Raw genomic sequence first — 14,029 nt, 5'->3', positions numbered from 1 at the left:
CGTGATTGATTCAAACGGGTTTTGCTTCAACGTCCCAGGCTCGGACGTTTCGGGTCATACGTCCAGCCTGGGACGAGGTATTGCATGGCCATGGCGTCGTCACGCGCGCCAGGGCCCAGGGTGTTGTAAAGCGCATGGGCCGCCATGACGCGCTCCATGTCGATTTCGATGCCAAGGCCCGGACGCTCCGGCACGGCCACGTGGCCGCCCTGGATGCGCAGCGGCTCGTGCGTCAGGCGCTCCTCGGCTTCCTGCCAGATCCAGTGCGTATCGATGGCCGTGATGTTGCCCGGCGCGGCAGCGGCCACATGCGTGAACATCGCCAGCGACACATCGAAGTGGTTGTTGGAGTGTGAGCCCCACGTCAGGCCCCACTCGTCGCACAACTGCGCCACCCGCACGGAGCCTTGCATGGTCCAGAAATGCGGATCGGCCAACGGAATATCGACCGCATGCAGCTGGACGGCGTGGCCCATCTGGCGCCAATCGGTGGCGATCATGTTGGTGGCCGTCGGGATGCCGGTGGCACGCTTGAATTCGGCCATCACTTCACGGCCCGAGTAGCCGGCTTCGGGTCCGCACGGGTCTTCGGCATAGGCCAGCAGATGCCCCTGGCCCTTGCACAGCGCAATCGCCTCGTTGAGCGACCATGCGCCATTCGGGTCCAGCGTCACACGGGCGTGCGGGAAGCGCGCCTTGATGGCGGCAATCGCTTCCATCTCTTCGGCACCGCGCATCACGCCGCCCTTGAGCTTGAAATCGGCAAAGCCGTAGCGCGCGGTGGCAGCTTCGGCCAGGCGTGCGATGGCGTCGGGCGTCATCGCGGCTTCGTGGCGCAGGCGCAGCCAGTCGTCGGCGCCGTTGGCGCCATCCAGGTATGGCAGGTCGGTCTTGCGACGGTCGCCCACGTAGAACAGGTAGGCGAGCATGGGCGCGCTATCGCGCTGCTGGCCGGCACCGAGCAGCTCTGCCACCGGCACCTCCAGGAACTGGCCAAGCAGATCGAGCAGCGCTGCCTCCACCGCCGTGATGACGTTGTCCATGCGCAGATTGATCTCGTGCGGCTGGCGCAGCACGGCGGCTTCCGAGGCCGAGGTCACCTGGTGCACCGTCGCCTGGTGCGCGGCATTGCCGCCACCCGCCAACGCCCGGCGAATGCTGTTCAGCACACCGTTGGTACGACCGACCGATTGACCAACCACCAGCGGAATCACGCGTTCCAGCGCCTGACGGATGCCCTCTCCGCCCGGCACCTCGCCCACGCCGGTGCGCCCGGCGTTGTCCTTCAGGATGACGAGGTTGCGCGTAAAGAACGGAGCATGCGCGCCGCACAGGTTCAGCAGCATGCTGTCGCGGCCCGCGACAGGGATCACCTGCATCTCCGTCACACGCGGTGTATGGGTGCGCGCGCCAGATTCGATCGATTGCAACGTCACTTCCAAGGCTCCCGTGGCTTACAGCGGCTTGAGTTCCACACGCTTGATCTCGCCCACCATGAACAGGTAGCAGACGATGGCAACCGCGGCGTGGATACCCACGTACACCAGCGCACCGTTGAACGAGCCCGTGGTGTTGACGATGTAGCCGATGGCGATGGGGGTTGTGATGCTCGACAGGTTGCCGAACGTGTTCATCAGCGCGCCCGACAAGCCGGCGATCTGCTTGGGCGCCGTATCCGAGTTCACTGCCCAGCCCAGCGCACCGAGGCCCTTGCCGAAGAACGACAGCGCCATGACCGCCACCACGATGGCCTGCGCATCGACGTAGTTGCAGATCACCATGGTCATGGAGAGCAGCATGCCCAGCACGATCGGCACCTTGCGCGCCACCGACAGCGACGCACCACGGCGCAGCAGCGCGTCAGAGATGATCCCGCCCAGAATGCCGCCCAGGAAGCCGCACACCGCCGGAATCGACGCGACGACGCCCGCCTTCAGGATCGACATGCCGCGCGCCTGCACCAGATACACCGGGAACCACGTGATGAAGAAGTACGTGAGCGCATTGATGCAGTACTGCGCGATGTACACACCCATCAGCATGCGGTTCTGCAGGAGCTGCTTGACGTAGCCGAGTTTCGGCCCTTCCGTCTTTGCCACGCCCGCACGGTCCATGTTGACCAGGCCGCCGCCGGCTTCGATGTACTCGATTTCGGCACGGTTGACGCCCGGGTGGTCCTTCGGTTCGTGCACGAACGCCCTCCACACGACCGCCATGACGACACCGATCACGCCCATCACGATGAACACGTGATGCCAGCCGAACGCGTGCACCAGCCAGGCCATCAGCGGGGCAAACACCACCGTGGCGGCATACTGCGCGGAGTTGAAGATGGCCGCTGCAGTGCCGCGCTCATTGGCCGGAAACCACGCTGCCACGATACGGCTGTTCGCAGGGAAGGACGGCGCCTCTGCCGCGCCCACGAGGAAGCGCAGGAGAAACACCATGACGATGGCTGTCGCGCCGGTAAAGAAGCCGATCGCACCCTGCGCCAGCGTAAACAGCGACCACAGCAGAATGCTGAACGTGTACACGCGCTTGGAACCGAAGCGGTCAAGCAGCCAGCCGCCCGGAATCTGCGCAATCACATAGGCCCATCCAAACGCCGAGAAAATATAGCCAAGCGACACGGCATCGATGCCGAGCTCCTTCTGCATGGCCGAGCCGGCAATGGAGATGGTCGCCCGATCGGCGTAATTGATGGTCGTCACGATAAACAGCATCGCGAGGATCATGAAACGCACGCGGCTCATGCGCTCAGCGCGCGGCACGGCCTGTGCTCCCACTGCGGGGGCCTTGATGTCCATCGTCTCCTCCTTAAGCCGGCACCCGTCGTACCGGTCGGTTCAAGTTGCCGGGTCCTGTGCGGCCCGGCGTGTTGTTTTTGCTATTCGACTGTTACGGCTTCAGGCCCAGCTTCCATCCACCAGGCGGCGCAGCTTGAGCGGATTGGCGTCCTGCAGTGCCTCGGGCAGCAGTTCGGCCGGCAGATCCTGGTAGCACACCGGGCGCAGGAAGCGCTCGATGGCTGCCGTGCCGACCGAAGTCGTGCGTGCATCCGTCGTTGCCGGCCAGGGGCCGCCGTGCACCATGGCCTGGCACACTTCGACGCCCGTCGGCCAGCCGTTGGCCAGAATGCGCCCCGCCTTGCGTTCCAGAATCGGCAGCAACGAACGCGCGATGTCTGTGTCACCCGCATCCAGATGCAGCGTGGCGGTCAACTGGCCTTCGAGCGATTCGGCCAGCGCGCGCAGCTCTTGCGCATCGCGACAGCGCACGACCAGGCCAGTGGCACCGAAGATCTCGTCGTGCAGCGTCGGCTGCGCCTGGAAGCTCTTCGCATCGGTGATGTAGAAGCCGGCTTGCCCGCGGTTGGGTTGGTCGCTCTCTTGCCCGCGTGCCACGCAACGCACGTTGGCCTCGGCGGCCAGCTTGTCGACACCGCGCGTGTAGGCGGTGTGGATGCCCGCCGTGAGCATCGGCTGCGCAGCCACGTCGCCCATGGCAGCAGCGGCGGCAGCTTCAAAGGCATCCAGTTCCGGCCCGTCGATGGCCAGCAGCAGGCCCGGGTTCGTACAGAACTGGCCAGCGCCCATCGTGAGCGACGCCACGTACTGCTGGCCCAGCGCGGCAGCACGCTTGGCCAGTGCATCGGGCAGCAGGAAGACGGGGTTGATGGCACTCAGCTCGCCATACACCGGAATCGGCTGCGGACGGGCCTGCGCAATGCGCAACAGCGCCTGACCGCCTGCGCGCGAGCCGGTAAAGCCAACGGCCTGGATACGCGGATCGGCCACCAGTGCGCCAGCTGCTTCGTTGTCCGCCAGGATGAGCGAGAACACACCCTCCGGCAGCCCGCACTGCGCAACCGCAGCTTGAATGGCGCGACCCACCAGCTCAGACGTACCCGGGTGCGCCGGATGGGCCTTCACCACCACCGGGCAACCCGCAGCCAGCGCCGACGCGGTATCACCACCCGCCACCGAGAACGCCAACGGGAAGTTGCTCGCACCAAACACCGCCACCGGGCCCAGCGCAATGCGGCGCAAGCGCAGGTCCGAGCGCGGTAGCGGCTTGCGCTCCGGCAGGGCCGAATCCAGGCGCGCGCCCACGGCGTCGCCGGCACGCACCACGCTTGCAAAGAGGCGCAGTTGGTTGCACGTGCGGCCACGCTCGCCTTCCAAGCGCGGACGCGGCAGTGCCGATTCGGCCATCGCGCGTTCGATCAGCGCATCGCCCAGCGCCTCGATCTGGCTGGCGATGGCTTCCAGGAAGGCTGCTCGGGTTTCCGGTGCGGTCTCGCGGTAAACGTCAAAAGCCGCGGAGGCCAGTTCAGCGGCGCGTGCGGCATCGGCCTTGGAGGCCAGGGTGAATTCGGGTTCGAGCCATTCCCCGGTGGCGGGGTTCATGGCGCGAACCTTGCCGGCACTACCCGCTACGCGGGCAGCACCCAACAACAGTTCGCCGCTCAATTGCATATCGATTCCTTGTGTTTTCGGTTGCGCTCAGGCCGCCAGCTTTTCCACTTCGGCAATGCGCGACACCAACGCAGACAGTTCTGCCGTCTCGGCGTCGGTCAGGTCGGTCAAAGGGGCACGGACCGGACCTGCGTCACGGCCGATGACCTTCATACCGGCCTTGACGATCGACACCGCATAGCCGCGCTTGCGATTGCGCAGCTGGATGTACGGCAGCACGAACTCGTTGAGCATCTTGTAGACCTTGGCATTGTCGAACGCTCGCACGGCGGCGTAGAACTCTAGCGCGAACTTCGGCACGAAGTTGAAGATGGCCGACGAATACGTCGACACACCCATCGTCAGGTACGGCAGCGCAAAGGTCTCGGCGGTCGGCAGGCCACCCACGTACGTGAAGCGATCGCCCAGGCGGGCGTAGATGCGCGTCATCAGTTCCAGGTCGCCCACGCCGTCCTTGAAACCGACCAGGTTCGGGCAGCGGTCTGCCAGGCGTTCGAGGTGGTTCTCGTCGAGGATCTGGTTGGCGCGGTTGTAGACGATCACGCCCAGCTTGGTCGATTTGCAGACCTGCTCCACGTGCGCGGCCACGCCGTCGGCGGAGGCTTCGGTCAGGTACGGCGGCAGCAGCAGGATGCCGTCGGCGCCGGCAGCTTCAGCGGCCTTGCAGTATTCGATCGATTCGGCCGTGCCGCGGCCAGCGGGGGCGATCACCGGAATCTTGCCGGCAGTTTCAGCCACTGCGGCGCGCACCACGCGGTCGGTTTCAGCCGCGGTGAGCGAGAAGAATTCGCCCGTGCCACCGGCGGCAAACAGGCCGGCTGCATCGTGGCTGAACAGCCAGCTCAGGTTGGCGCGATACGCTGCCTCGTCGAACGACAAGTCCGACGCCTTGAAGTGCGTGACCGGGAAGGACAGCAGACCAGAGCCGATCTGTTGGGCGAATTCTTTGGGGCTGTATCGGGACATGTCTCGCTCGCGATGAATGCGTGTTGTTGATGAACGAATTCTTGCACCCGGATCGATTCAAGTCCAAGCCAACTGCTGACTCGATTAATACAGAACTTGTATTGATACAGGGTCTTCCCTAAGTCTCCGATTTCGATGCTGCAGCCGCACGTGACGGCGCGGCCGCGTCTGGTCAGTGGCGCGTCACACCGCGCCCTCGGCCTCCACGTAAAGGGCGTACAGCGAGTGCGAACTCGCCATGTAAAGGCGGTTGTTCTTCGGCCCGCCGAAGGTCAGGTTGGGGCAGCGTTCCGGCAGGTGGATGAAGCCGATCGGCTTGCCGTGCGCGTTGAAGATCTTCACGCCGTCGTAGTCGGCTGAATTGATGCCCAGGCGCCCGTCCGAGCCCCAGCCGCACCAGAGATTGCCGTCCTTGTCGACGCGAAAACCATCCAGCGCCCCCGCGCCGTTGGCGTCGATCAGCTTGGTCTTGTTGGACGCCGTGCCGTCGGGCGCGATGTCGTAGCTCCAGATGCTGCGCGACGGCGTGCCCTTCCACTCAACCACGTAGAGTTTCTTCTCGTCGGGCGAGAACGCCAGGCCGTTCGGGTTGACGAGGTCGGTGATGATCGCGCGGATGCTGCCGTTCGGGTCGATCCGATAGACGTTGGTGGTGGCCTGTTCGGGCTGCGCCTTGAAGCCCTCCCAGTTGCCGTTGATGCCGAACGTCGGGTCCGTGAACCAGATGCTGTCGTCGGACTTGACCACGATGTCGTTAGGCGCGTTCAACCGCTTGCCCTGGTATTGATCGGCCAGGACGGTGATGCTGCCGTTGAATTCGGTGCGCGTGATGCGACGCGTCACGGAGTGCTCGCACGTGACGAGGCGCCCCTGCCGGTCGCGCGTGTTGCCGTTGGCGTAGTTCGACGGCTCGCGGAACACACTGAACGCACCGTTCGTCTCGTCGTATTTCATGATGCGGTTGTTCGGAATGTCGCTCACGAGCAGGTAGCGCCCGGCGGGAAAGTAGACGGGCCCTTCGGCCCACCGCATGCCGGTGGCAAGTTGCTCCACCGAGCTGCTGTACAGGCGGTATTTCAGAAAGCTCGGGTCGAGCACTTGCACCGCCACGTCGGGGTAACGTGCGTTCGGCTTGAACCCTTCGATCTTCTGTGCGGCGGCCAAGCCGCTGGCCGCTGCAAGCCCTGCGCCTGCCACGCTCCTGAGAAATCTGCGGCGGTCGACTTCCGCGCTTTCCATGGACATGCTCGTCTCCTGATGGTTGTTATTGGCCCTTCAAACCGAAGGGGCGAGCCGATTCTTGCACCGGCGATCTTTCCCATTCAAGATAAGCACTGACTCAATCCATGCAGGTTTTGAATCGATGTTTGAACTCAGCCAACTCCGCTGCTTCGTTGCCGTGGCCGAAGAACTGCACTTTGGGCGCGCGGCGGAGCGTCTTCACATGACGCAGCCGCCGCTGTCACGCCAGGTGCGCCTGCTCGAACACCAGGTCGGTACGGAGCTGCTGGAGCGCAACAGCCGCTCGGTCAAGCTGACGGCTGCCGGGCGCAGTTTTCTGCCCGATGCGTCGCGCATCCTGCGCCTGGCCGATGAGGCGGCCGCCACGGCCCGGCGCGTGGCGACGGGCGCTGCGGGCCAGTTGGCGATCGGCTTTACCGCATCGGTCGGCTACGGGAAGTTGCCTTCGCTGGTGAGCGCCGTGCGGGCAGCTTCACCCGGCGTGCGATTGACGCTCAAAGAAATGGTGAGCGGTGCGCAACTCTCTGCGCTGGATGCGCGCGAGATCGACGTCGGCCTGCTGCGCCCGCCGGTGGAGCACGGCGAACTGATTGCCGTACCGTGCTCGCAGGAAGCGCTCGTCATCGCCCTGCCGGAAGCCGTGGCCGACAACTGGCCGCAACGCCCCAGCCTGCGCGATTGCGAGGGCCAGCCCCTGCTGATGTATTCCCCATACGAGGCGCGCTATTTCCATCAGATGGTGAGCAGCCTGTTCGAGCGCGCGGAGGTGCTGCCCGACATCGTTGAATACGTCAGCCAGATCCACTCGATGCTGGCGCTGGTGCGTGCAGGCATCGGCGTGGCGCTTATCCCGGCGGCGGCTGCGATGCTGCAGTTCGAGGGCGTCGTCTATCGCCCGGTGCGCACCACGCCGGCCAAGCCGGTCGAACTCTGGATGGCCTATCGCAAGGACAACGACAACCCGGTGTTCAACCTGCTCAAGACGGTGCTGCACAACTCGCTTGCCGAGGGGCGCTGAACTCACGCGGCACCGCACTTGCTGAACCATGGCGATCCCGACCAGGAGACCGCCATGCCCCAAACACGCCAGAACATTCGACGCTCCGCCATAGGGTCTGCCGCAGTGGCCATCGGTTTGACCGTGGTTGCGCTGCCGCACCCCGCCCACGGCAAGCTGCCACCGCCCACCCCGGCCGAACAAGCTGCCGCTGCCAAACAGGCCGAGACCGAGCGGGCTCAGAAAGCGCAGGAGCAGGCGCAACTGACCGAAGTGCAGGACCGTTTGGCGGCGCGCTTTGGCAAGGGCGGCAACAACGCGCCAGACGCCGTCACGCCGGCAACCAACCTGCCCAAGAACGTCGCGGAAGCGCCCGGTACCGCTGGCCCGCATGGCGGATCACGGCCGAGTGCGGAATCGCATTCTGGCAACGCTCGCTAAGCAATCAGCGGAAACCCCTTGTCAAACGTGGTGGCCACCTCCAGCCGCTGTTTGAGCAGGCCCACCTTCACGTAGAAATCGGCCGTGCGCTGCTGCTCCGCAATGAGCTGCGGATCGACGGCGCGCCACACAGTCTGTCGACGTGCGAACTGCAGCCGCGCAGCCTCCGGCGCAATGCCGATGATGTGGGCCAGCGTGGCCGAAAAGTTGTCGACGTGCTGGTACGACCACACCTGCGCGCGCACCACGCGCTGCAGGAAATCGCGCATTGCATCACGCTTGGCCGCCAGGGCGGCATCGGTCGCTGCCAGGTAGCTGAGGCCAGACCACAACCCTCGTCCGTTGACCAGTACGCGTGCATGTTTTGCCGTTTCGGCCATCGCCGTGTAGGGCTCCCACGTTGACCATGCTTCGATCGACCCGTTGACCAGCGCAAGCTTGGCATCCGCCGGCGGCAGGAAGCGGAAGTTGGCATCGTCCGGACCCAGCCCCGCCGACTCCAACGCCTTGAGCGCCACGAAATGCCCAATCGACCCCCGGTTGGTGCCGATGGATTTGCCCTTCAAATCTGCCGCGGTCTTCAGCGGAGAATCGGGCCGCACCAGCACCGCCGTGCCGTATGGGTCCGATCGGTTGGCGCCGATCAGCTTGATCCGCGTGCCCGCCGCCAAGGCAAAGATGGCTGGCGCATCGCCGATCGGGCCCAGGTCGACCGCGCCTGCGTTGAGCGCTTCGGCCAGTGGAGCAGCCGCCGGAAACTCGGTCCATTGAATGTCGTACTGCACGCCCTTGAGCGCGTCGGCAGCTTCCAGCAGCGCGCGCAGGCCACCTTTCTGATCGCCCGCCTTGAGCACGAGGCGGGGTTGCGCGATGGACAAGGCAGGCGCGGCAGCAAGTGCCAGGGTGGATTGCAGAAATCGTCGTCGATGTTGCGGCATGGTGATGGAGCGATGCGGTCGAGGGTCAGTGAATGAAGCCGCCTTTCACATAGCGCACGGGTTCAGCGTCCATGCGGGCGATCAAGGAATCGAGGCCGCTTGTGCTGCGGGCGGCTCCGCGTGCGGCAGAGGTACACAGGAAATCAGCGTCGGACCACGTCGCGCCCCGCACACCGCGCGCGCGCAGCCAGCCGTTGCGGTCGGCCAGCAACTGCGTGCCGGAAAACGCTTGTGGCTCGGCACCGGCAATGGCGGCGAACACGTTCCAGGCGTCTGCGCCTGCTGCCACGCAACGCGCCTGGAAAGCGCTCGCGTGCGATGGCAACGTGCCATCCGGCGTGATCAGCAACGTCTGGAAACGCGGATCTTCCAGCGGGATGTCGTCTCCCGATGCCGCATCCACCGCAACCACACGCACACGCTGGCCGTTGCGCCACGCCGCCAATGATTGAGTCGGCACATCGCCGCAGCGCACCGACAACGCCGGCAGCGCCACCGGCAAAGGCCAGCCGCCGGCGCGCACGCCGCCACTCGCGGCCAGCATCTTCATGGTGTCAAGTACCGCCCAGATATCAGCGTCGCTCAGTTGATCGGCAAATGCGGGCATGGTCGACGCCCCTTGCGTGTCGTGCATGCCGTGGGCGATGTGCCAGAACAGCTCGCCATCGGCATGACGGCCAAGCAATGGGCCGACCACCGTGGGCGGCCAGCGCGTGAGCGTGGCGGCCAAGGGGCCCTCGCCTCGGCCGTCTGCGCCGTGGCAGCTTGCGCAGGCGGCGTGGTAGATGCGCGTGCCCTGCGTGATGGACGCCACCGAAAACGCCGTTGGGCTGACATGGAAACTCGTCGGCACGGCGGGCGCCAACACAACCGCCGACGGCCACGGCGCCACCACCAGAAGGCCTACCGCGGCGCCAGATAACACCGCCCTCCAGCGTCGCACCAGCACGGCCATCACGACGGCCAGCAAAGCCAGCGTTACGGCGATGAGCGTCAGGCCAAGTTGCCGCGCTTGTCCAAGATCGATCAGCAGAGTCTCGCCGGCGATGCGCACATCCCACGGCCATGCCGGCTGCCCGTGCACCTCGCCAGCTAGCCCAAGCGTGTGCAACAGCACCAGCACGCCATGCTGCGCCCATTGCAGAAAACGGAGCAATGCGTTGAGCCAGACCGTCGGTTCCGGTCCGCTCATGATGGTGCCGCCATCTACCAGGTCTCGCCGAGGCCGAGATGACTGAGTGCCTCGTGTCGCAGCGCGCTCAAGCGCGGGTCCCCTCGATGGCGCGGGTAAGGCAAATCCACCGTCAGCTCTGCCGTAATGCGTGCGGGGCGCGGGCTGAAGATCACCACACGCTGCGCCAGGAACAGCGCTTCCTCCACATCGTGCGTCACGAGCACCGTCGAGAAGCGCGCGCGTTGCCACAGCGTCACCAGCTCGCTCTGCATGGCCAGCCGCGTGAGTGAATCCAGCTTGCCCAGCGGCTCGTCCAGCACCAGCAACTGCGGGTCGTTGACCAGCGCACGCGCCAGCGCCACGCGTTGCGCCATACCGCCCGAAAGTTCATGCGGAAACGCCCGATGAAAGCCGCCCAGGCCCACGCGTTCCAGTGCGTCGTCCACGCGATCACGCTCTGCGTTGAATACGCCGCGCGCTTGCAGGCCCAGCGCAACGTTATCCCACACGCGCCGCCATGGGTAGAGCGTCGGATCCTGAAAGACGACCACACGCGACGGGTCCGGCTCGCCGATGGGCGCATCGTCCTGCAGGATACGGCCATGCGTGGGAGGTTCCAGCCCCGCAATCAAGCGCAGCAGCGTGGACTTGCCGCAACCGCTTGGCCCAAGCAGCGCGACGAATTCACCACGCTGTATGGTCAGGCTCACACCGTCGAGCACTTGAAGCGGATTGGCCCGGCTGCCGAACCAGTGGCTGACTCCCTGCACGTCGATGCGTGCGCCGACACTGGCCGCTGGCAGCGCCTCACGTTCCAGCACGGCTACCATTTCAGCGTCCCCTTCTGCCAGACCAGCGCGCGGTCACGCACCTTGAAGAGCAGCGTGATGATGCTGGAGAACAGCAGCGCCATGACGATCAGCGCGGCATACATGTTGACGTACGATGCCCAGCCTTGCGCCCAGGTCAGGTACCAGCCGAGGCCCGACTTCACACCCATCATCTCGGCCGTCACAAGCACGGTGAACGATGCACCCAGTCCCATAAACAGCCCCACGAACACCTGCGGCAGCGCCGCCGGAATCGCAACACGCAGCACCAGGAACGCGTTGGATGCGCCCAGCGTGCGCGCAACGTCGTAATAGCTCTTGCTGACGCCGGCCACGCCGGACCACGTGAGCACCGCCACCGGAAAGCCTGCAGCCAGGGCAATCAGGAAAGCCGCTGCCGAATAGCTCGACGGGAAGAAGTAGAAGGTGATCGGCAGCAGCGCCGTCGCCGGCAGCGGGCCCAGGATGCGCAGCACTGGATGCACCCAGTAGCCCACCGCGCGCGACCAGCCGATCGATACGCCCACCAGAAAGCCTGTCAACGCGCCCAGAAAATAGCCGATGCCGAGCAGCTTGAGCGTATTGAGCACGCTGTCGCCCAGACGCGGCCAGTCTTCCGAATAGACCTCGATCAATGCCTGCGGCGGCGCAAAGAATGGCGTGGGCAATGCGCCGGACTTGGCGGTCAGCGCCTCCCACAACGCCAGCACCACAGGCACGGCGATCAGCCACGGCCCCGCCGGTTGCAGTGCCTCCTGCACGGCGCGCAACGGGGTCACATGACCGGCCGTTAACGCCACCACGAACAGCGCAATGCCCGCAAGCAAAGCGGCAACGCCGAGCTCTACCGTGAATGCCCAATCGCTAAAGCCGACCACGCGATTGGGCCAGCGCCACGTCAGCAGTCCGAAGGCGATCCATGCCAATGCAGCAACCGCGCCGGTGCGCCATACGCGTCCATTGGCGACGGCATCGGCAAATGGGTTGGACAGCGCGGCCGGCGCCTCCAGTGTTTGCGGGATTGTGCTCATGTCGATGTATTCCTCATGTCCTTACCCGCCTACATCAGGCCAGCACATTCACGTACACGTGCTGCGCGAGACGCTGCGGATCGGTGGTCTTCTTGATGACGCCGATGCGGCGAAAGTCCTCTGCGTAGAAGGCGATCTCGTCGCGCAAGTCAAGGCCGGTCGGGTGATGCGTGTAGGTGAGCGTGGCGTAGAGCTTGCGCAAGTCGTCGAGCGCCACCTTGGGCGAATACTTGGCAAACACCTTGGCGGCCTCATTCGGGTTTTCGTTGACGAAATCCGTGGCCTGCACAATCGAACGCGCCAATGCGGACGCCGTCGGGCGGTCATTGCGGACCAGTTCGCCGCGTGCGCCGATCACGCAGCAGACCTTGCGTGCGTATTCACCGGAGAGGTTCGTGGCCAGTTCCACATACGCGCCGTTCGTGCGCTTCTCCAGCAGGTAGAGGTTCGGGTCGCCATCGGCAATCGCCTGGATCTCGCCCTTGTCCACCGCCACGCCCAGCAGGTCGGCCGGGTACTGGCGCCAGGTGATGTCTTTGTCCGGGTCAATGCCGTTCTTGGCCAGCAAGATGGTGAAGAAGTGCTTGCCCGGCGCGGCGAGATCGCTCACCCCCACGGCCTTTCCCTTGAGCGCGGCCAGGTTGGTGACACCTGCCGCCTTGGATCCCACAAGCCGCACGCAACCGCCATGCGAGCTGCCGATGATCTTCACGTCAAAGCCGGCTTCCAGCGGCTTGAGCCAGCGGTGGATCATGCCGACTGCCGCGTCTGCCTTGCCGGTAGCGATCGATTCAAGCAGTTGGTCGGTCGAACCGCTGTAGTTGATCAGGTCGACGTGCAGCCCGTTCTTTTCGAAGAAGCCGCGTTCCTGCGCCACCACGATGGGCGTCAGGCAGAACGAATTCTGGTTCCATGCAAACGTCAGCTTGCGCGGTTGCGAGTAGGCCCTACGGCCAAGGATCAATGCCGGTGCTGCCAGCGCCGTGGCTGCCGCCGCGTGCAATACCTTGCGGCGCGAGATGCCCGCTGTCTCTTCGCTCATTGAATGCTCCCCGTGATGATGTATTCGATCTGTTTGTCAGGCGACGGCTTAATCGAGCACGTCGGGCTCGGCAGCGACCAGGCCTGCGTAAAGGCCCTCGAACGCGTGCAGCGCGCCTTCCTGGCCGCCCACCTGGCTGTGCGTGTGGCGCGCCGTGGCGGCATCGATGGGCTGCGGCGTGCCCGCAGCTTCTGCTAGCAATTGCGTGTGTGCCGCGTTGTCCAGCGCGATGTACCACCACGCTGCGGCTTCCACGGTCGGGCCGGCCGCGAGAATGCCGTGGTTCTTCAGGATCACGCCCTTGTGCGTGCCGCCGTCGGGCTTGGTGAGCGCATGCGCAATGCGCTCGCCCTCGCTGGAATCGACCACCATGCCGGTGAAGTCGTCGAACAGCGCATGGTCTTCATAGAACGAGCATGCGTCCTGCGTGAGCGGATCCAGCGGCCGGCCCAGCGTCGACCACGCCTTGCCGTACGTCGAATGGGTATGCGCTGCAGCCACGATGTGCGGATGCGCTTCGTGAATCGCCGCATGAATCGCAAACGCCGCCTTATTCAGCGGCCGGTTGCCGATGACCGTCTCGCCACGCGCATTCGCGAGCAGCAGGTCCGACACCTTGATGCGCGAGAAATGCACGCCCAGAGGGTTGACCCAGAAATGGTCCGTCAACTCCGGATCGCGTGCGGTGATATGGCCCGCCAGCCCAAGGTCAAAGCCATGCCGCGCAAACAGGCGGAACGCCCCCGCAAGACGCTCTTGCCGATGGCGCCGCTCGGCCTCGAGCGTCGGCCGCACGGCGGGCGGATCAAACCAGAATTTCTGCTCTGGCGTGCTGTTCAGCTTGAGCGTGGACGATGCCGCGCGCTCGATGGAAAGGACTGCGCTCATGC

The 14,029-nt window shown here is 65.0% G+C and carries 13 protein-coding genes; 2 read left to right on the top strand and 11 right to left on the bottom strand.

The genetic code is table 11. The annotated features are described in order from the left end of the window. Positions 1–26: 26 nt before the first annotated feature. From M1D44_RS20285 to M1D44_RS20265, 5 genes are all read right to left on the bottom strand, one after another. A complete protein-coding gene (locus M1D44_RS20285; protein WP_316852269.1) occupies positions 27–1,436 on the bottom strand; it encodes an enolase C-terminal domain-like protein in 1,410 nt (469 codons plus the stop codon). Positions 1,437–1,454: 18 nt separating this feature from the next. Continuing rightward, a complete protein-coding gene (locus tag M1D44_RS20280) occupies positions 1,455–2,807 on the bottom strand; it encodes an MFS transporter (protein WP_024978998.1) in 1,353 nt (450 codons plus the stop codon). A 99-nt stretch (positions 2,808–2,906) separates the two neighbouring features. Further along, complete coding sequence (locus M1D44_RS20275; protein ID WP_316852268.1) at positions 2,907–4,478, bottom strand: aldehyde dehydrogenase (NADP(+)); 1,572 nt, start codon at positions 4,476–4,478, stop codon at positions 2,907–2,909. A gap of 27 nt (positions 4,479–4,505) precedes the next feature. After that, entirely contained in the window at positions 4,506–5,444 is a 939-nt protein-coding gene (gene kdgD, locus M1D44_RS20270) for a 5-dehydro-4-deoxyglucarate dehydratase (RefSeq protein ID WP_024979000.1), read from the bottom strand. Between the two features lie 183 nt (positions 5,445–5,627). Further along, entirely contained in the window at positions 5,628–6,689 is a 1,062-nt protein-coding gene (locus M1D44_RS20265; RefSeq protein WP_316852267.1) for an SMP-30/gluconolactonase/LRE family protein, read from the bottom strand. A gap of 118 nt (positions 6,690–6,807) precedes the next feature. Here M1D44_RS20265 and M1D44_RS20260 point away from each other — a divergent pair, with 118 nt between their 5' ends. Both M1D44_RS20260 and M1D44_RS20255 read left to right on the top strand, forming a co-directional pair. Continuing rightward, on the top strand, positions 6,808–7,704 hold the full coding sequence (locus M1D44_RS20260) for a LysR family transcriptional regulator (protein ID WP_024979002.1): 897 nt from the start codon (positions 6,808–6,810) through the stop codon (positions 7,702–7,704). Between the two features lie 54 nt (positions 7,705–7,758). After that, positions 7,759–8,124: a hypothetical protein gene (locus tag M1D44_RS20255; RefSeq protein WP_024979003.1), complete on the top strand. Its 366-nt coding sequence runs from the start codon at positions 7,759–7,761 to the stop codon at positions 8,122–8,124. Here M1D44_RS20255 and M1D44_RS20250 read toward each other — a convergent pair. From M1D44_RS20250 to M1D44_RS20225, 6 genes are read right to left on the bottom strand one after another with little or no spacing between them, the layout of a single operon-like run. Further along, positions 8,121–9,062, bottom strand: a complete 942-nt coding sequence (locus M1D44_RS20250) for an ABC transporter substrate-binding protein (RefSeq protein ID WP_316852266.1) — start codon at positions 9,060–9,062, stop codon at positions 8,121–8,123. The genes M1D44_RS20255 and M1D44_RS20250 overlap by 4 nt on opposite strands. Positions 9,063–9,087: 25 nt before the next feature. After that, on the bottom strand, positions 9,088–10,254 hold the full coding sequence (locus tag M1D44_RS20245; RefSeq protein ID WP_316852265.1) for a c-type cytochrome: 1,167 nt from the start codon (positions 10,252–10,254) through the stop codon (positions 9,088–9,090). Positions 10,255–10,268: 14 nt separating this feature from the next. Then, the gene (locus M1D44_RS20240) at positions 10,269–11,066 is read right to left on the bottom strand and encodes an ABC transporter ATP-binding protein (RefSeq protein WP_316852264.1); all 798 of its coding nucleotides are present in this window, start codon (positions 11,064–11,066) and stop codon (positions 10,269–10,271) included. Further along, complete coding sequence (locus M1D44_RS20235) at positions 11,060–12,097, bottom strand: ABC transporter permease (RefSeq protein ID WP_024979007.1); 1,038 nt, start codon at positions 12,095–12,097, stop codon at positions 11,060–11,062. Before M1D44_RS20235 ends, M1D44_RS20240 begins: the two co-directional genes overlap by 7 nt. A 34-nt stretch (positions 12,098–12,131) precedes the next feature. Then, complete coding sequence (locus tag M1D44_RS20230) at positions 12,132–13,139, bottom strand: ABC transporter substrate-binding protein (protein ID WP_316852263.1); 1,008 nt, start codon at positions 13,137–13,139, stop codon at positions 12,132–12,134. Positions 13,140–13,187: 48 nt separating this feature from the next. Continuing rightward, complete coding sequence (locus tag M1D44_RS20225; protein ID WP_024979009.1) at positions 13,188–14,027, bottom strand: class II aldolase/adducin family protein; 840 nt, start codon at positions 14,025–14,027, stop codon at positions 13,188–13,190. Positions 14,028–14,029 lie beyond the last annotated feature (2 nt).

It is taken from the genome of Ralstonia sp. SA306 (genome assembly GCF_054792405.1).
Note: the sequence above shows the minus strand (reverse complement) of the source record. Positions and strands in the feature narration are given on the sequence as shown.